The organism is Shinella zoogloeoides, from assembly GCF_022682305.1.
GTDB classification, from domain to species: Bacteria; Pseudomonadota; Alphaproteobacteria; order Rhizobiales; family Rhizobiaceae; genus Shinella; species Shinella zoogloeoides_B.
The window spans coordinates 12,413-30,872 of the sequence record NZ_CP093528.1 but is presented as its reverse complement, the minus strand read 5'-3'; the positions used below and the strand labels follow the sequence as shown (position 1 = coordinate 30,872).

14 protein-coding genes are annotated in these 18,460 nt (G+C 66.4%); 3 read left to right on the top strand and 11 right to left on the bottom strand.

The window, feature by feature from the left end:
* Window positions 1-171: 171 nt before the first annotated feature.
* Window positions 172-645: a YcbK family protein gene (locus tag MOE34_RS00145; RefSeq protein WP_242219720.1), complete on the top strand. Its 474-nt coding sequence runs from the start codon at window positions 172-174 to the stop codon at window positions 643-645.
* Between the two features lie 4 nt (window positions 646-649).
* Here MOE34_RS00145 and murJ read toward each other — a convergent pair whose 3' ends face one another.
* From murJ to mutS, 3 genes are all read right to left on the bottom strand, one after another.
* The gene (murJ, locus tag MOE34_RS00140; RefSeq protein WP_242219719.1) at window positions 650-2,230 is read right to left on the bottom strand and encodes a murein biosynthesis integral membrane protein MurJ; all 1,581 of its coding nucleotides are present in this window, start codon (window positions 2,228-2,230) and stop codon (window positions 650-652) included.
* On the bottom strand, window positions 2,227-5,070 hold the full coding sequence (locus MOE34_RS00135; protein WP_242224183.1) for a [protein-PII] uridylyltransferase: 2,844 nt from the start codon (window positions 5,068-5,070) through the stop codon (window positions 2,227-2,229). The genes murJ and MOE34_RS00135 overlap by 4 nt, the downstream gene beginning before the upstream one ends.
* Before the next feature lie 94 nt (window positions 5,071-5,164).
* On the bottom strand, window positions 5,165-7,900 hold the full coding sequence (gene mutS, locus MOE34_RS00130; protein ID WP_242219716.1) for a DNA mismatch repair protein MutS: 2,736 nt from the start codon (window positions 7,898-7,900) through the stop codon (window positions 5,165-5,167).
* Window positions 7,901-8,037: 137 nt separating this feature from the next.
* Here mutS and MOE34_RS00125 point away from each other — a divergent pair, with 137 nt between their 5' ends.
* Window positions 8,038-10,323: an NADP-dependent malic enzyme gene (locus MOE34_RS00125; RefSeq protein ID WP_242219715.1), complete on the top strand. Its 2,286-nt coding sequence runs from the start codon at window positions 8,038-8,040 to the stop codon at window positions 10,321-10,323.
* Window positions 10,324-10,384: 61 nt separating this feature from the next.
* Here the strand turns inward: MOE34_RS00125 and MOE34_RS00120 are convergent, their stop codons facing one another.
* From MOE34_RS00120 to MOE34_RS00095, 5 genes are all read right to left on the bottom strand, one after another.
* Window positions 10,385-11,263, bottom strand: coding sequence for a GNAT family N-acetyltransferase (locus MOE34_RS00120; protein ID WP_242219713.1), 879 nt, complete (start codon window positions 11,261-11,263; stop codon window positions 10,385-10,387).
* A gap of 84 nt (window positions 11,264-11,347) precedes the next feature.
* Entirely contained in the window at window positions 11,348-13,597 is a 2,250-nt protein-coding gene (locus MOE34_RS25395; RefSeq protein WP_277955656.1) for a hybrid sensor histidine kinase/response regulator, read from the bottom strand.
* A 56-nt stretch (window positions 13,598-13,653) separates the two neighbouring features.
* On the bottom strand, window positions 13,654-14,145 hold the full coding sequence (lspA, locus tag MOE34_RS00105; protein WP_242219711.1) for a signal peptidase II: 492 nt from the start codon (window positions 14,143-14,145) through the stop codon (window positions 13,654-13,656).
* On the bottom strand, window positions 14,142-14,996 hold the full coding sequence (locus MOE34_RS00100; protein WP_242219709.1) for a TrmH family RNA methyltransferase: 855 nt from the start codon (window positions 14,994-14,996) through the stop codon (window positions 14,142-14,144). The genes lspA and MOE34_RS00100 overlap by 4 nt, the downstream gene beginning before the upstream one ends.
* Window positions 14,993-16,090 (bottom strand): class I SAM-dependent methyltransferase, encoded by a 1,098-nt coding sequence (locus MOE34_RS00095; RefSeq protein ID WP_431522451.1) that lies wholly within the window; start codon window positions 16,088-16,090, stop codon window positions 14,993-14,995. Before MOE34_RS00095 ends, MOE34_RS00100 begins: the two co-directional genes overlap by 4 nt.
* Window positions 16,091-16,224: 134 nt before the next feature.
* On the opposite strand from MOE34_RS00095, the gene MOE34_RS00090 reads away from it, so the two are divergent.
* Window positions 16,225-16,674, top strand: coding sequence for an SRPBCC family protein (locus MOE34_RS00090; protein WP_242219704.1), 450 nt, complete (start codon window positions 16,225-16,227; stop codon window positions 16,672-16,674).
* Here the strand turns inward: MOE34_RS00090 and MOE34_RS00085 are convergent, their stop codons facing one another.
* The 3 genes from MOE34_RS00085 to sppA are packed head-to-tail and all read right to left on the bottom strand — an operon-like array spanning window position 16,675 to window position 18,323.
* Window positions 16,675-17,019: a LapA family protein gene (locus MOE34_RS00085; RefSeq protein WP_242219702.1), complete on the bottom strand. Its 345-nt coding sequence runs from the start codon at window positions 17,017-17,019 to the stop codon at window positions 16,675-16,677.
* Between the two features lie 29 nt (window positions 17,020-17,048).
* Window positions 17,049-17,348 (bottom strand): integration host factor subunit beta, encoded by a 300-nt coding sequence (locus MOE34_RS00080; RefSeq protein ID WP_117367685.1) that lies wholly within the window; start codon window positions 17,346-17,348, stop codon window positions 17,049-17,051.
* A gap of 27 nt (window positions 17,349-17,375) precedes the next feature.
* Window positions 17,376-18,323: a signal peptide peptidase SppA gene (sppA, locus tag MOE34_RS00075; RefSeq protein ID WP_242219701.1), complete on the bottom strand. Its 948-nt coding sequence runs from the start codon at window positions 18,321-18,323 to the stop codon at window positions 17,376-17,378.
* Between the last annotated feature and the right edge of the window lie 137 nt (window positions 18,324-18,460).

The following is an 18,460-nucleotide window of genomic DNA, read 5'->3' as shown; positions in this document are numbered from 1 at the left end:
ATGCACGGCGCGGGGGCCTCGATCAAGGGGGCGCGCCGAGAGGCCGCGGCGCGCATGAGAGAGTCCTTATAAAAGACATTTTCCGGTTGTCCCTTCCCGCCGGGGATTTGGGGGGAAGGCCGGTCCCGATCGGCCGTTTTGTGACGAAGGGGCGCAAAACGGAGATGACCCGTGCAGAAGAACGGTTCCATCCTGCTTGCCTGCGTCGTCGCGCTGACATCGCTCTTCGCGACCGAGACCACGGCAGGCCGCAAACATGCTTCCAGAGCCGATAAGGGCGCGGACGCAAAAATCTACACGATCCAGACGCCGCGCGTGCGGCACCGATGCTTTCCGGGCAAGTTGCGCGGGGTTCTCACCCATATCGCCCGGGTCGTCGGCCGGCGGCCGCTCGTCACCTCGGGCCATCGCTCGAACGGGCGGCGCGGCTCCTATCACCGCAAATGCCTTGCCGCCGATATCCGCGTCCCCGGCGTTTCCGTGAAACGGATCATCGCGGCGGCCAGCACGGCGCCGGCCATCGGCGGCATCGGTACCTATTGCAACGGCATCGTGCATGTCGATGTCGGGCCGAAGCGGCGCTGGCATTATTGCGGCGGCGGGTTCGCCCGGCTGACGAAGCGCGCGCGGCTCGCCGCGCGCTGACATCTCACTCCGACGGGGCGGCCTTCGGCTTGCGCTTCATGTTGCGGCGGATCATGCCGAGGTCCGCCCCGCCGATGAGGAAGGCGACCGCGAAATAGACGACCATGGCGAGTGCCACGAGCGCGCCGAGGGCGAGGATCTGCGTGTAGATCGGCGCGGCCGAGCCGAGATAATCGGCAAGGTAGCCGGAGGCATATTCGAGCGTCGCGGCCATGACGAGCGTGGCGACGAGCAGCCGTGCGACACGCCAGACGAGCGCCTTCTCCAGCGGCCAATGGCCCCGTCGCACCAGCGTGACGAAGAGCAGGAGCGCCGTCAGCCAGCCGGAGGCGGTCTCCGCGGTCGCGATCCCGCGCTCGTGGAAGAGCGGGAAGAGCGAGACCGCCAGCACGCAGTTGACGACAACCGAGAGCATGGTGATGCGCATCGGCGTCCTTGTATCCTCGCGGGCGAAGAAGCCGGGATTGAGGGCCTTGATCATCACGAAACCGGGCAGGCCGAGGCCGTAGATGGCGAGCGTTCCGGCGACGATGGAGGTCGTTTGCGGGTTGAAGGCGCCGCGCTCGTAAAGCACGCGCACGATCTCGTCGGAGATGACCCAGAGCGCACCGGCGGCCGGCAGCGTCAGGAAGAGCACGAATTCCAGGGAGCGGTTCTGCAGGTTGCCGGCCTCGCGCTCGTGGCCGCCCTTCAGCGCGCGCGCCAGTTCCGGCAGCAGGACCACGCCGACGGCGATACCGACGACGCCGAGCGGAAGCTGGTAGACGCGGTCGGCATATTGCAGGGCCGAGATCGCGCCCTCCTTGGTGGAGGCGATCATCTGGCCGATGAGCTGGTTGATCTGGGTGATGCCGCCCGTGACGGCGGCCGGGAAGGCGAGCCAGAGCAGGCGCTTGACGTTCGGCGTCATGCGCGGGCGGCGGAAGCCGATCCGCATGCCGGCATAGCGCACCCCGGCATAGAGCACCGCCATCTGGAGAATGCCGGCGGCAAGCACGCCCCAGGAAAGATACCAGGCCGTTTCCAGCGGCGAAGCGCCCTGCCAGAGACCGTAGCCGAGTGCGCCGATCAGGACGACGTTGAGGAAGATCGGGGCGACGGCGGCGGCGAAATAGTGATGCAGCGAGTTCAGCATGCCCGACAGCATGGCCGTCAGCGACATGCACATGAGATAGGGGAACATGACGGCGGCGAGCCGCACCGTGATGTCGAACTTCTCCGGATCGCCCACGAAGCCGGGCGCGATTACCCAGGCGACGAGGAACGGCATGAGGAATTCCATCGCGACGGTCAGCACCATGAGCACGGTGAAGAGGACGCCGAAAACCTCCTCGGAGAAGCGCTTGGCCCCGTCGATGCCGCCGGCCTCGATCTCCTTGGCGAAGAGCGGCACGAAGGCGGCGTTGAACGCGCCCTCGGCGAAGAGCCGGCGAAAGAGGTTCGGGAAACGGAAGGCGGCATAGAAGGCGTCGGCCATCGGCCCCGTGCCGAGGGCCGCAGCCATCAGCGTTTCGCGCGCGAAGCCGAGCACGCGGCTGCCGAGCGTCGCGCCGCCCACGGTCGCGAATTTCCTGACGAGACTCATTGTTCTGCCCTGATCCTTTTCGCCACGGCGGGAACGGGCGCGATCATGCCGGGCGGCATGCGGTCGCGCAGTTCATCCACCTCGTCGGCCATGACGGCCTTCAGCCGCGCGACGATGTTGGCCTGCCTGTTTTCGTTGGTGACCTTCTGGCCGACGAGGTCGGTGACGTAGAAGGTGTCGATGACCTTCTCGCCGAAGGTGGTGATATGCGCCGAGGCGATATCGAGCGAGAGATCGGAGAGCACGGCCGTGACCTCGGAAAGAAGGCCGGGGCGGTCGAGGCATTCGATCTCGATGACGGTGAACTTGTTCGACAGCGTGTTGGAAATGGTGACGGCCGGCGAGACCGTGAAGGTGCGGCTGCGCTTGCGGCTCTTCGTGCGCGTCGCGATCACCTCCGGCAGGCGCTTGCGGCCGGACAGCACGTCCTCGATCATGCGGCCGATCGTGCCGGCGCGGCGCATCTCGTCCGCATCGTTGGGGAATTCACGGTTGACGAGGATCGTGTCGAGCGCGCGGCCGTCCGAGGTCGTGAAGATCTGCGCGTCGACGATGTTCGCCCCCGCCGCCGCGCAGGCCCCGGCGATGACCGTCAGGAGGCGCGGATGGTCGGGCGACAGCACCGTGATTTCCGTGATGGCATGGAAGGAATGGGTACGCACCGTAGTGGCGAGCGTCTGCCTCGCCCGGTCCGTCTCGCGGATGAAGGCGGCGTGACGGACCTGATCCTCCAGCGACACCGTGAGAAGGTAAGGCTCGTAGTGGAGGCGCGTATAGGTCTTGCGGTCCTTCTGGCTCCAGTCGTCCGGCAGCGCCTGCGACAGCATTTCGCGGGCGGCCTGCGCGCGCTCCTTGCGCGACAGCTCGGAAAAGCCGCCGGAGATGAGCAGTTCCGTCTCATAGTAGAGCGTGCGCAGGAGCTGGCCCTTCCAGCCGTTCCACACGCCCGGGCCGACGGCGCGGATATCGCAGACCGTCAGCACCAGCAGCATCTTCAGCCGCTCCATGGACTGCACCTTGTCGGCGAAATCCACGATGGTCTTGCGGTCGTTGAGGTCGCGCGTCTGTGCGACCATCGACATGGTCAGGTGCTCCTCGATAAGCCAGACGACCAGTTCCGTCTGCTTGGGCGACAGGCCGAAGCGCGGGCAGAGTTTTCGCGCGACCTTGGCGCCGGCCACCGAATGGTCCTCCGGCCGACCCTTGGCGATATCGTGCAGCAGGACGGCGACATAGAGCGGGATGCGGTCCTCGATGCTCGGCATCACCTGGTAGCTGAGGGGATGGGCTTCCTTCTCACGGCCCTGGTCGATATTCGCCAGCACCCCGACGGAGCGGATCAGGTGCTCGTCGACCGTGTAGTGATGATACATGTTGAACTGCATCATCGCGACGATCTTGCCGAAATCCGGGATGAAGCGGCCGAGCACGCCGGCTTCGTTCATGCGGCGCAGGATCAGCGCCGGATCGCGCGGCGAGGTGAGGATGGACAGGAACAGGCGGTTCGCCTCCTCGTCCTCGCGCAGCGCGCCGTTGATGAGCGCCAGCGAGCGGGTGACCTGTTTCAGCGCGTCCGGATGGAATTCCAGCCCGTTGATGTCGGCGATGTGGAAGAGACGGATGAGGTTGACCGGATCGCGCTTGAACACCTCGGGGTCGACGATGGTGATGCGGCCGCGATCCTCCAGGAAATCCAGCGTTCCGGCGATTTTTCGCGTGCGCCGCGTGAAGCGGCTGATGGCGGCGGTGATGCCCGGCGCTTCCTTGGCCTGCTGGTCCTCCAGCGTCGCGCAGAAGATGCGCGTGAGGTCGCCGACGTCCTTGGCCACGAGGAAATAGTGCTTCATGAAGCGCTCGACGGCGGACAGGCCCGGATGCGGCTGGTAGCCGAGGCATTCGGCGATCTCGCGCTGGATGTCGAAGGAAAGGCGCTCCTCGGCCTTGCCCGTCAGGAAATGCATGTGGCAGCGCACCGCCCAGAGGAAATCGTCCGCCTTGCGGAAGAGCTTGTATTCCTGACGCGAGAGGACGCCGAGCTTCACCAGTTCGGCAGGGTCCTTGATGTGGTAGAAATATTTGGCGATCCAGAACAGCGTATGCAGGTCACGCAGCCCGCCCTTGCCTTCCTTGACGTTCGGCTCGACGAGATAGCGCGTGTCGCCGGCCTTGCGGTGGCGCTCGTCGCGCTCGGCGAGCTTCGCCGCGATGAATTCCGGGCCGGTGCCGCGCACGATCTCGCGGTCGAAGCGCACCGCCATCTCCTCGAACAGCGCCACCGAGCCGCAGATGTAGCGCGCCTCGAGGATCGCCGTTCGGATGGTCATGTCGCCCTTGGAAAGCTGGATGCATTCCTCCAGATTGCGCGTGGCGTGACCGACCTTGAAGCCGAGATCCCACAGGATATAGAGCATGAACTCGATGGCCGGCTCGCTCCAGGGGGCCGGCCTTGCCGGCAGCAGGAAGAGCAGGTCGATATCCGAGCCGGGCGCCAGCGTGCCGCGCCCGTAGCCGCCGACGGCCGTGACCGTGATGCGCGTATCGGGCGGGGCCTGTCCCGCGCTGAAGACATGGTTGAGGGCGAAGTCGTGCAGGACGGCGATGAGCTGGTCCTGAAGCCAGGAGATGCGCGCGGCGCATTGCAGGCCGCTGCCGTCCTCGAAAAGCAGCTCGCGGGCGCGGGCGCGGCCTGCCACGTTGACCTTCTTGAACTCGGCGAGAAGTTCGCGGCGCATGCGGTCGCGGAAATCGGCATTGGTGCTGGCGATGAATTCGCAGCGGGCGCGCAACGCCGGAACGTCGAGCAGGCCGGACTCGGCCGGCGCCAGAAGCTTCTTTTCCATCGGATTCCGGCCTGCGTCCCGCTTGTCGTCCATCGCCCGTTCGGTTCGCATGCCTATAGACCCTTTCAGCATGCAAGGACAATGATCCGAGCCGCTAGGCTTTGCCAAGTTCTTTCTTCAGCGCATAGAGCGCATCCAGCGCCTCGCGCGGCGTCATGTCGTCCGGGTTGAGGCCCTTGACCAGTTCCTCCACCTTCGACGGCCCGCTACGCTGCGCCTCCTCGCGGCGCACCGCCACCTGGAAGAGCGGCAGGTCGTCGATGAGCTGGCTTGCCGGGTTCTTGCGGTCGGCATCCTCCAGCTTGGCGAGCACGTCCTTCGCGCGTGCCACGACCGAAGGCGGCAGGCCGGCAAGGCGGGCCACCTGGATGCCGTAGGAGCGGTCCGCCGCGCCGGGGCCGACCTCATGCAGGAAGATGACGTCGCCGTCCCATTCCTTGACGCGCATCGTGGCATTGGAAAGGCGGGCGAGCTTTTCCGACAGCACGGTCAGCTCGTGGAAATGGGTGGCGAAGAGACCCCGGCAACGGTTGGCCTCGTGCAGGTGCTCGACGGCGGCCCAGGCGATGGAGAGACCATCGAAGGTGGCGGTGCCGCGACCGATCTCGTCGAGGATGACCAGCGAGCGCTCGGTCGCCTGGTTGAGGATCGCCGCCGTCTCGACCATCTCGACCATGAAGGTGGAGCGGCCGCGCGCAAGGTCGTCCGACGCGCCGACGCGCGAGAAGAGCCGGTCGACGATGCCGATATGGGCGCTCTCGGCCGGCACGTAGGCGCCCATCTGCGCGAGGATGGCGATGAGCGCGTTCTGGCGCAGGAAGGTCGACTTACCACCCATGTTGGGGCCGGTCAGCAGCCAGATCGCGCCGTGGCCCTTGCCGTCCGTGGGCGAGAGGTCACAGGAATTGGCGACGAAAGCGGCGGCCTGCTGGCGGCGCAGCGCCTGCTCGACGACCGGATGCCGACCGCCGACGATGGCGAACATGGTGGAATTGTCGACCACGGGCCGGCAATAGGCCTGCTCCTCGGCAAGCGCCGCAAGGCCGACGGAGACGTCGACCACGGCAAGCGCGCGCGCCGCCGCCTTGATGGCCTCGGCCTCAGCGACAACCGCCTCGACCAGCCTGTCGAAGGCGGCAAGCTCGATGGCGAGCGCCCGGTCGGCGGCGTTGGCGATCCTGGTTTCCAGCTCGGAGAGCACCGTCGTCGTGAAGCGCATCGCGCCGGCCATGGTCTGGCGGTGGATGAAGCGGGCCTTGGCCTCGTCGCCGTCCGTCAGCGCCGAGGCATTGCCGGCGGAGACCTCGATGAAATAACCGAGCACGTTGTTGTGCTTGATCTTCAGCGACTTGACGCCCGTTTCCTCGGCATATTGCAGTTGCAGGCCGGCAATGACGCGGCGGGATTGGTCGCGCAACGCGCGCATCTCGTCCAACTCGCCGTCCGCTCCCTCGCGGATGAAGCCGCCGTCGCGTTTCAGGAGCGGCAATTCGTCGGCCAGCATCACGGCGAGGCGGTGTGACAGGTCGACGGGCAGCGCGGCGATGGCGGCGCGGGCACCCGCAAGCTCGCCGCCGAGATCTTCCACCACCATCAGCTGCGCGATGGCGGAGGACACCGAAAGACCCTGCAGGATCGCGCCGAGGTCGCGCGGGCCGCCACGGCCGAGCGCGATACGGGAAAGGGCTCTGGGCATGTCGGGCAGCGCCTTCAGCGCGCGGCGCAGGTCCTCGCTGAAGGACGGGCGTTCGCCCAGCATCGCGATGGAATCGAGCCGCACGTTGATCGCGTCGGGGTCGGTCAGCGGCGACATCAGCCGCTCGGCGAGAAGGCGCGCGCCACCGCTGGTGACGGTGCGGTCGATGGCCTTCAGCAGCGTGCCGGCGCGGTCGCCGGACTGGGTGCGCACCAGTTCGAGATTGCCGCGCGTCGCCGGGTCGATGAAGAGCGTGGAGGCCGAGCTTTCGCGCTCCGGCCGTCCGAGCGGCGGGCGCTCGGCGATCTGGGTCTTCTCCACGTAGGAGATCGCCGCCGAGGCCGCGGCAAGCTCGGCGCGGGAGAAGGTGCCGAAGCCGTCGAGCGTCGAGACGCCGAAATAGCGGGCGATGCGGCCCTCAGCCGTCGCGCTGTCGAACAGCACGGCCGGTTGGGGCACGGCGACGCGGCCGACGACATCCAGCACCGGGCGGAATTCCGGGTCGTGGAACAGCGTGTCCGGCACGATCAGCTCGCGCGGATCGATACGCAGGATATCGGCGAGAAGCTGGCCCTGCGCCGTCTCGGACAGGCGGAAGATGCCGGTAGAGATGTCGATCCAGGCGAGCGCCATGGCCGGTTCCGCCCCGCCGCGGATGCGGGCGACGGCCATCAGGTAGTTGGCGTCGGAGGGCGAAAGGAGCTTTTCCTCGGTCAGCGTGCCGGGCGTGACGAGGCGCACCACATCGCGGCGCACCACCGACTTGGAGCCGCGCTTCTTGGCCTCCGCCGGGTCTTCCACCTGCTCGCAGACCGCCACGCGGAAGCCGACGGCGATCAGCTTCTGGAGATAGTCGTCCGCCGCATGGACGGGCACGCCGCACATCGGGATATCGAGGCCCAGATGCTGGCCGCGCTTGGTCAGCGTGATGCCGAGGGCGCGCGATGCGTCCACCGCGTCCTGGAAGAACAGCTCGTAGAAGTCGCCCATCCGGTAGAACAGCATGCTGTCCGGGTTGGCGGCCTTGATCTCGATATACTGTTCCATCATCGGCGTTGCCGATGCGCGGCTTTCGTCGCTGGCAAGCTCTGCCGTCGACAGGATGTCGTTCGCTCGCACGATCTGATCGTTCACGGAGATACTGTTTCTTCCAAAACGGAGGGTCTGTTCTTCCCAAAAAAGAGGTTTCACCCTAGCCGTGCGGGGGTATAGAAAACAACTGCCGTATGCAGTTATGGGCCTATCGCCCACAGAAGTGTGAAGGGGGGAATATGCCGGGAACCGACAAATCAGATCGCCAGAGGGCAACCGTCACGGACCAGGAGGCGCTGGACTTCCACGCGACCGGCCGTCCCGGCAAGCTGGAAATCACGCCCACCAAGCCGATGGCGACGCAGCGCGACCTCGCGCTCGCCTATTCGCCGGGCGTCGCCGTACCGGTGAAGGCCATCGCCGAGAACCCCGCCACCGCCTATGACTACACGACGCGCGGCAACATGGTCGCGGTCATCTCCAACGGCACCGCCATCCTTGGCCTCGGCAATCTCGGCGCCCTCGCCTCCAAGCCCGTGATGGAAGGCAAGTCCGTCCTCTTCAAGCGCTTCGCCGACGTCGATTCCATCGACCTCGAGGTCGACACCGAGAATGTCGACGAGTTCATCAACTGCGTGCGCTATCTCGGCCCCTCCTTCGGCGGCATCAATCTCGAGGACATCAAGGCCCCCGACTGCTTCATCATCGAGCAACGCCTGCGCGAACTGATGGACATCCCCGTCTTCCACGACGACCAGCACGGCACCGCCATCATCGCCGCCGCGGGCCTCATCAACGCGTTGGCGCTGACCGGCCGCGACTTCAAGACCACCAAGCTCGTCTGCAACGGCGCGGGCGCAGCCGCCATCGCCTGCATCGAACTGATCAAGGCAATGGGCTTCGCCCCGGAAAACGTCATCCTCTGCGACACCAAGGGCGTCATCTACCAGGGCCGCGAAGACGGCATGAACCAGTGGAAGTCGGCCCACGCCGTCAAGACGGATCGCCGTTCGCTGGCCGAGGCCATGGTGGGCGCGGACGTCGTCTTCGGCCTTTCCGCCAAGGGCGCCTTCTCCGAGGAGATGATCCGCTCCATGGCGCCGAAGCCGATCATCTTCGCCATGGCCAATCCCGACCCGGAAATCACGCCGGAAGAAGTCGCCCGCATCCGCGACGACGCCATCGTCGCGACCGGCCGTTCGGACTATCCGAACCAGGTCAACAACGTGCTCGGCTTCCCCTACATCTTCCGCGGGGCGCTCGACGTGCGCGCCTCCACCATCAACGATGCGATGAAGATCGCCGCCGCCGAGGCGCTGGCGCATCTTGCCAAGGAAGACGTGCCGGATGACGTCGCCGCCGCCTATCAGGGCGTGCGTCCGCGCTTCGGCGCGCAGTACATCATCCCCGTGCCCTTCGACCCGCGCCTCATCTCGGCAATCCCCGTCGCCGTCGCCAAGGCGGCGATGGAGACGGGCGTCGCGCGCAAGGACATTCCCGACCTCGACGCCTATGCCCGCGACCTGCGCGCTCGCCGCGATCCGATCGCCTCGACGCTGCAGCAGATCTATGCCCGCGTGCGCCGCCAGCCGAAGCGCGTGGTCTTCGCGGAAGGCGAGGAGGAGCAGATGATGCGCGCCGCCGTCTCCTACGCCAACCAGCAGCTCGGCACCGCCATCCTGCTCGGCCGCGAGGAGCAGATGCGCGAGACGGCGGAAAAAGCCGGCATCGATCTCGACCGGCCCGGCATCGAGCTGGTCAATGCCCGCATCTCCAAGCGCAACAATGTCTATATCGACTATCTCTATGCGCGCCTCCAGCGGAAGGGCTTCCTCTTCCGTGACGCGCAGCGCCTGATCCATAACGACCGCAATCACTTCGCGGCCTGCATGGTGGCGCTGGGCGATGCGGACGGCATGGTGACGGGTCTCACCCGCAACTACTCGACCGCGCTGGAAGACGTGCGCCGCTGCATCGACGCCAAGCCCGGCCACCGGGTCATCGGCGCCTCGCTGGCGCTCTGCCGCGGCCGCGCCGTGCTGGTCGCCGACACGGCCGTGCACGACATGCCCTCCTCGGAGGAACTGGCGGATATCGCCGAGGAAGCGGCCGGCCTTGCCCGCCGCCTCGGCTACGAGCCGCGCGTCGCCATGCTCGCCTACTCGACCTTCGGCCATCCTTCCGGCGAACGCTCGGAACGGGTGCGCGAGGCCGTGAAGATCCTCGACCGCCGCCGCGTCGATTTCGAATATGACGGCGAGATGGCGGCCGATGTGGCGCTGAACCCGCGCATCATGGAACAGTATCCGTTCTGCCGCCTTTCGGCGCCCGGCAACGTGCTCGTCATGCCGGCGTTCCACTCGGCCTCGATCTCGACCAAGATGCTTCAGGAACTTGGTGGCTCGACGGTCATCGGTCCCCTGCTCGTCGGTCTCGACAAGTCGGTGCAGATCGTCTCGATGGGCGCGAAGGACAGCGACATCGTCAACATGGCCGCGCTCGCCGCCTACAATTCCGGCGTATAACGAAAACCGCCCGCTCCAGGCCTCTGGAGCGGGCGGAAACCAACAGATGACGCCCAAAGGGCTAGCTGGCGAAACGCCCCGCATCCGCACCGTAGTAATTCAGGTAGCGGCCCGAGATCTTGCCGATCGGCAGGACGATCAGCACATCCGTCGTATTGAAACTGTGGTCGACGACCGCGCCGTCGCCGATGGCCGCGCCAAGGCGCAGGTAACCCTTGACGAGCGGCGGCATGGCGGCGAGCGCCTTGCGCGCATCGACGCCTTCGGACGGCATCAGGTCCATGGTGCGGAAGCGTTCCGGCCGGGCCGAAACGCTCCACTCGTCTTTCGCAAGAACGTTATGATGCAGGAAGGAGAGCGCCAGTGCATGCTCCTCCGGCACCGTTCCATGGAAGGAGGCACAGCCGAACATCACGTCGATGCCATGTCTCAGCGAATAGGCCCAGGCACCCTGCCAGAGCAACTCCACAGTGCGCTTTGTGCGATAGGCGGGCAGCACGCAGGAACGGCCGAGTTCCATGAAGCGCTTGTCGGGATGGCGGGCGATCAGCGCCTCGACGTCGAATTCGGACTGGGAATAGAAACCGCCGGAGCCTGCCGCCACGTCCTGCCGCAACAGGCGATAGGTGCCGACGATCTGCTCTTCCGCATCGCCCTCGATCGTGGTGTCGAGCACCAGCAGGTGGTCGCAGACCATGTCCCAGGCGTCGATATCGCGCTTGCGGCGCACGGCATCGGACGAGAGCGTGGCGTTCATCTCCTCGGCAAAGACGCGATAGCGGACGGCCTGCGCGGCGTCGATCTCCGAGACGGAACGGGCGATGCGCGTTTCGAGATTGCCGATGCGGCCGAGCACGTCCGTGCCCGAGCGGCCGGCGACGGGGGCCGGCTTCTGGGCCGTCTCCTGCGGTGCGATGGTCGGGGCGAGGTCGAGCGTCATGATACTGTATCCGTTAGGCGAAACTGCGTGGTTTAAACCACGATTCTGCAACAAGATAATGACGCGAAGCGGGCTTGGGTAGCCTCATGCGGTGGCGCGGCGCATGAGGCGGGCGATTTCCGCGACCAGCCGGGCCGGATCCGCGGGCTTGGCCAGAACCGCACCGGCGCCGGCATCCCGCAGCGCCTCGCCGAGGCCGGCGCGGCTGTCCGCCGTCAGCACGATCACCGGCAGCGGCGCATTGCCATAATCACCCCTGGCGATGCGGGCGATCATCTCCCTGCCCTCGCCGCCGGGCATGCCGAGATCGGTGACGATGAGGTCGGCGGCGAAGGGACCGGCAGCCGTCGCCCCGCCGAGCGCGGCGACGAGCGCCGGATAATCCGGCACATGGCGCACCGTATGGCCCGCCCGCTCCAGCACGGAGCGCACCAGCATGGCGTTCACCGGGTCGTCCTCGGCAAGGAGGATGCGCGCGCCCGCCGGGGCGGCCGGCACCGGATCGGGCACGGCGGGCGGCAGGTCCTTCAGGATCGGTCGATTGTCGTTGATGGCGTCGCGCACCTCGATGCCCTTCATGCGGCCGCGCAGCACCTCGACCAGCGAACGCTCGCGCAGCGGGCGGATGAGCCAGGAGTCGTAGCCCTCGCCATTGCCGATCGCCCGCGCGCCGCGTTCTTCCGGATTGACGAGATAGATGCGGCGCGCGCCGCTGTCGCGCAGATAGGCGAGGTCGGCCAGTTCCCGGCGGAAGGCCCCGGCAAGGCGGTTGTCGACAATGATGTCGGTCAGTTCCGCCCTGCGCCCGGCAAGGGACTGGAGGTGTTCCAGCGCTTCAGTGACGGTGGTGGCGAGATGACAAGCACCCCCGAGCGCCTCGACGGTGCACGCCAACGCCCTGGCGGCCGGCCCTTCGGGCGCGAGCAGGAAGACGAGGCTGTCCGAAAGCACGCCCTTGCGCGTCCTGCCCGCCACCGTCGTGCGCAGATCGACCGGCATGCGGATGGTGAAGGTGCTGCCCTTGCCGGGCACGCTTTCGAGCGTCAGCGCACCGCCCGCCTCGCGCAGGATGCGGGCAGAGATGGCAAGACCGAGGCCGGTGCCGCCGCTGCGCTGGGCGGCGCTTCCGGCCTGTTCGAATTCCTCGAAGATACGCGCCTGTTCCCCGGCGCTCATGCCCGGGCCGCTGTCGGTGACGCGGATGACGACGGCGTCGCGGTCGAGTGTCGTTTCGAGGAAGACGCCGCCGGTATGGGTGAATTTCACGGCATTGCCGACGACGTTATAGAGCACCTGGCGCAGGCGCGGCGCATCGTAGAGCAGAAGTCCCGGCACCTCGGGCGAAACGAAGGAGCCGATCTCGATGCCCTTCTCGTGAGCGCGCGGCGAGAGCATTTCCACGACGCTTTCCAGCATCGGGCGCACCGGCTCCTCCGACGGGCGGAGTTGGAAACGGCCGGCCTCGATGGAGGAGAAGTCGAGAAGGTCGTCGACGAGCTGGACGAGCGCATGGCCGGACTGGCGCATGCCGGAAAGGTAGTTCTTCTGTTCGGCCGAAAGGCGCGTCTGGCCGATGAGGTGCGACATGCCGAGGATGCCCGAGAGCGGCGTGCGGATCTCGTGGCTGACGGTGGCGAGCAGGCGCGATTTCGCCGCGCTCGCCTCTTCCGCCCGCTGGCGGGCGCGCTCGCGCTCGCGCTCCGCCCGGCGCTCCTCCGTCACGTCGCGAGCGATGGAATGGATAACGAGTTCACCGGAGACCGGATCGCGCACGGTGACGTCGTGCCAGGAATAGATGCGTCCGGCGACGTCGACATCGTAGCGATGGGGGATCGCCTGCGAGCGGAAGGCAAGGCCCAGCGCCTCGCAGGTCCTGCCCTCGATCTCGGCGGCGCCCGTCAGCGTGCCCAGGACGGCATTGGCGCTGAGGATACGGCCGTCGAGCGCGCGCATGACGACGATATCCCCAAGCACGTCATGGATGGCCGAAAGGATCTGCGACGTCTCGCTACGCTCCCAGGAGCGGTCATGCGCGGCTTCCATGCCCGCTGTCGGCAGGCGGACCCGCAGGAGGAAAGCGACGCCGGCAATCCCTGCAAGGCCGAGGCCGATGGCGGCGACATAGAACCCGGCCGCCACGCCCGCCGCAAGGACAAGCCCGGCCATCAGCAATCCGAGGCCGGCAATCGCGTTGCGGATCGCCGCATTGCCGGTCGGCGCGGCGGCCGGCAAATCGCCCTCCTCACCCGCCCCGGAAGAGGTGCGGGCCGAACGGCGCGGCGGTTCGGCGAATTCGGCCTGGAGCCGGTTCTGAAGCTTGACGGGTTCGCTCATGCGGACCCCATTAGCACGGGGTCCGTTCAGATCGGCTTCAGCAAGTCGTTCGAATTTTAGCTTTTCGGGCGACGCAGCAGCAGAAGCTCATCGAGGACGACGAGGCCCGCGCCGATGGTGATAAAGCTGTCGGCGAGGTTGAAGACCGCAAAGGACCATGTCTCGGTGTAGAAGAGGATATAGTCGATCACGTAGCCGAAGAGCGCCCGGTCGATGAGATTGCCGAAGGCGCCCGCGATGATGAAGGCGTAGCCGGCATGGGCAAGGCCGCGCGCCTTGGGCGTCTGCCGCCAGAGCCAGATGACGAAGGCGACGACGAAGAGCCGGAGCGTGACGATGAACCAGCCTTCCATGCCCGACAGCATGGAGAAGGCGACGCCGTAATTGTAGGTGCGGTAGAGCGCCAGCATGGGCATGACATGCACCGGCTCCTGGAAGGGAAGCCAGGTCTCGACGGCGAACTTCACCGCCTGGTCCAGCAGCAGCGCAAGCAGGATGAGGACGACGACCGGCAGCGGCCGGGAAAACAGCGGAATGCGTTCGTTCATGCCCGCTCTTCCAGCGTCAGGAGATGGCGGCGCGCCTCGAAGAGCATGATGCCGGTGGCGATGGCCAGATTCAGCGAATCGGCAAGGCCGGCCTGCGGAATGCGGGCAAGCGCATCGGCCTCGCGGGCAAGCTCATCGGGCAGGCCCTGCTGCTCGTTGCCCATGAGGAGGACGACGGGCTTTTTCCGGTAATCGATGGTGCGGTAGTCGACCGCGCCCGCAAGGTGCGTGGCGACGACGGAAACGCCCGCGCCCTTCTTCCAGCCGAGGAAGTCGGCGGGGCTGGCCTTGACCAGCGGCAGGGCGAAGACCGAACCCATGGTGGCGCGTACGGTTTCCATCGAATAGGGGTCGGTCGTCTCGCCGAGGAGGATGACGCCGCTCGCGCCGGCCGCATCCGCCGTGCGGATGATCGTGCCGAGATTGCCGGGATCGCGCACGCGGTCGAGCGCCACATAGGTCTCGTTCGCCTTCGGACGGATATCGCGCAGGCTCGTCCAGCGCTGGGTGAAGATACCGACGACCATCTGTGGATTGTCGCGCCGCGTGATCGAGGAGAGCACCTTCTCGCTGACTTCAAGCACCAGCCCACCGCGCGCCACGGTCTTCGTCGCAGCCTGCACGACCTGCGGCTTGTCCTTGACGTTCTTGGCGTAGACCAGCGTCCTGATCTCGAAACCGAGTTCCAGCGCATCGATGACGAGCTTCAGACCCTCGGCCATGAAGCTCTTCGTCTCGTCGCGGTCCTTCTTGTTGGCGAGTGCCTTGATGTCCTTGACGATGGGGTTCGAAAGGCTCGTGACTTCCTTCACCTGCCCGACGCGGCGGGTTCCGTGGTGGTCGTGGCTCATGCGCTGATCCATCGGCTGAAGAGGGAGGTGGAGAGGGCGCGGCCGGCTTGCCCGCCGTCCGGGCCGCTCTCGCGGATGACGAGCTCGCCCGATTCCACCGTGCCGCCGGCGCCGCGCATGGTCTCGCGCATCAACTCATGGATGGAATAGAAGCTCGCGCGGATCGAATAGGCCGTCAGCACGAGGCCGATGGCCTTGGGCGACAGGATCTCGCGGCAGATGTCGAGCATCAGCGGCAGATGGTCGAAGAGGTGCCAGACCTCGCCGTTCGGCCCGCGGCCGAATTTCGGCGGGTCGGTGAGGATGATGTCGTATTTGCTGCCGCGGCGCTCCTCGCGCTGGATGAACTTCATCGCGTCTTCGCAGATCCAGCGGATCGGCAGCTTCTCCATGCGGCCGAGCGCCTGGTTCTCGCGCGCCCAGCCGATGGCCTTCTTCGAGGCATCGACATGGGTGACTTCGGCACCGGCGCTGGCGGCGATGAGCGAGGCGACCCCGGTATAGCCGAAGAGGTTCAGCACCTTGACCGGGCGGCCGGCAGTCTCGACCTTTTCCTTCATCCAGCTCCAGTGAGCGAGTTGTTCCGGGAAGACGCCGACGTGGCGGAAGGCGGTGAAGCGACCGTGGAAATCGACGCCGAGGAGCTGCATCGGCCAGGTCTCGCCAAGCGCCGCCTTGGGGAACTTCCAGCGGCCCATGCCGTCCTCGTCCGTATCGCCGGTGAAGAGGGCGTCGGCCTTGTCCCAGAGCGCGGCCGGCAGGCTCCGTTGCCAGAGCGCCTGGGCCTCCGGACGCACGATGCGGTAGGGGCCGTATTGCTCCAGCTTCTCGCCGGCACCGCTGTCGATGAGGCGGTACTGGTCGGAGCCGGCGGTTTCGAGGATGACGGGCACGCGCTCAGCGGGCTTTTCGCCCTCGCGGCGCATCAGCGGGCGGGCGGGGGCCTCGGGCGCGGGGCGCGGCTCTTTCTTCGGAGCCTGGGCGGGCTTCGGGGTCGCGGCGGGTGACGCCTTGCCGGCCGGCCGGCTGTGTGCCTGCGTCCTTGCGGGCGCGGCGAGGCCGCTCTTCGGCCGGCGGTGTTTGTCCTTCACGATCGATCGTCCGTCGTCGGTTGAAAATGAGCCGGCAGCGCCGGAAAACAAGCGGCTCCCATACCATCCCTCCCCCACTTGGCAAAGCGCTTTCCGATTGCGATAAATTTGGAACCGTTCCAGGGAGGAGATCGATCATGGACATGTCCGGCGAAGAACGCATTGCCGCCCCGCGCGAGGCCGTCTGGGCGGCGCTCAACGACCCGGAGGTGCTGAAGGCCTGTATTCCGGGCTGTCAGTCGCTCACCATGAAATCGCCGACCGAGCTGGAAGCGACCGTGAAGATCAAGATCGGCCCCGTCTCGGCAACCTTCACCGGCGAGGTGACGCTCTCCAACCTCAACCCGCCGGAAAGCTATACGATATCAGGCGAGGGCAAGGGCGGCATTGCGGGCTTTGCGAAGGGTGGGGCGGATGTGCGCCTGACCGAGGACGGCGCCGAGACGATCCTGGCCTATGACGTGAAGGCGCAGATCGGCGGCAAGCTCGCCCAGCTCGGCTCGCGCCTCATCGATTCGACGTCGAAGAAGCTTGCGACGCAGTTCTTCGCCGATCTCGGCGCGAGGCTGGGCGGCGGGGCCGCCTGATCACTTTCCGGAAACGGGCACCACGGCCTGCGCGGCCAGGGCCTCGGCGCGGCCGCGGTGCCTGTCCGCTTCCGTATGCCATTTCACCGCTTCGCCTGCCTCGAGGCGCGCGCGCTTGCGGTGCTTGCCCTGCGCGAACCAGGTGATGAGCGCGCCGAGCACGAGACCGAAGATCGTCGCAAGGAAGATGTAGACGAAGAAGGGCGCGGTGACGGAGAGCAGGCTGTCCTCCGGCCGGAACGGATTGAACGCCAGCGTCACCGGTTGACGGTTCGCCACCGACAGCACGATCAGCACGATGGCGACCGGGATGAGGATAACGACGTTGACTATTCTCTTGACCATTGCGTCACCTTGTCGGCAGCGGCGACGCCTCAATCGTCCTGGTCGGCCTGACCGGGATTGAGGCGCTCGCGCAGCTCCTTGCCTGTCTTGAAGAACGGAACCCACTTCTCCTCGACGAAGACCGCATCGCCCGTGCGCGGGTTGCGGCCGGAACGCGAGGGGCGATTCTTGACGGAAAAGGCGCCGAAGCCGCGCAGCTCGACACGATTGCCGGCGGCCAGCGCATCGGTGATCTCGTCCAGCACCGCGTTGACGATGTTCTCGACGTCGCGGTGATAGAGGTGGGGATTGCGGGCTGCGACGATCTGCACCAGTTCCGACTTGATCACTGTATCCCCCTCAAAAATTCTTGTTTTTCAATCGCGATCAACCTGCCAAACCGAAACAAGACCGTCAAGAAACAACTTCTCCCCGGTCAGCTTTTCGATCGTCGGCTGCAGGTCGACCGGTAGTCCGAGCACGGAGCGGGCAAGCTCACGGATGCTGCCGCCGAAGAAGGGGATGGCCGAGCGGCGCGGCGCCTCGTAATCGATGAAGGGCAGGTCCTTCGCCACCTTGCGGGTGTCGAGATAGGCGCGGATCGCCTCCGGCCCGCCGAGCGTGTCGACCAGCTTCGCGGCCAGCGCCTGCCGGCCGGTGAAGATGCTGCCGTCGGCAAGGCGCAGCACCTCGACGCGCGGCAGCTTGCGGCGCTCGGCGACGAGATCGACGAACCAGTCGTAGCTGTCCATAACCATGGCACGGATCATCGCCTTGGCGTCCTCGCTTACCGGATGGAAGGGCGAGGGCTCCGCCTTCAGCGGCGCGGACTTGATCTCCTCCAGCGAGACGCCGATCTTGTCCATCAGCTCCTTGAGTTGCGGGTACTGGAAGAGGACGCCGATGGAACCGGTGATCGAGCTTTCTCCGGCGATGATCGTGTCACCCGCCGTCGCGACCATATAGCCGGCCGAGGCCGCCAGCGTGCGCACGTCCGAGACGACCGGCTTCTTCTCCGCCACCTTGCGCAGCGCCTTGAAGATGACCTCGCCGCCATAGGTCGTGCCGCCGGGCGAGGCGATCGTGACGACAAGCGCCTTGGCCCGTTCGTTTTGCGCGATGGCGTCGAGGCGCGCCAGAAGCTCGCTGTCGTCCTGGATGATGCCCGAAATGCTGACGCGGGCGATGTGATCGCCCGTCTCGCCGGGCCAGCGCCAGGCGACCGCCGCAAAGACCGCGGCAAGCGCGATCAGCACGGCCGCGACGCGCCAGAAGGTGAGCTTGCGGCGCAGTTGCCGACGGTCGGCGATGGCGGATTGGTCCATGTCCTGTCCTCGATACTGGATCGCCGCCTCTCAAGGTGGCTTGCGGAAGGCCCTATCGATATGGCATTCCCGGCGCAAATGGCAATTCGTCGCCGAACTTTCTTGGACATCCATTGTTTGTTCAGGAATAATCGCCA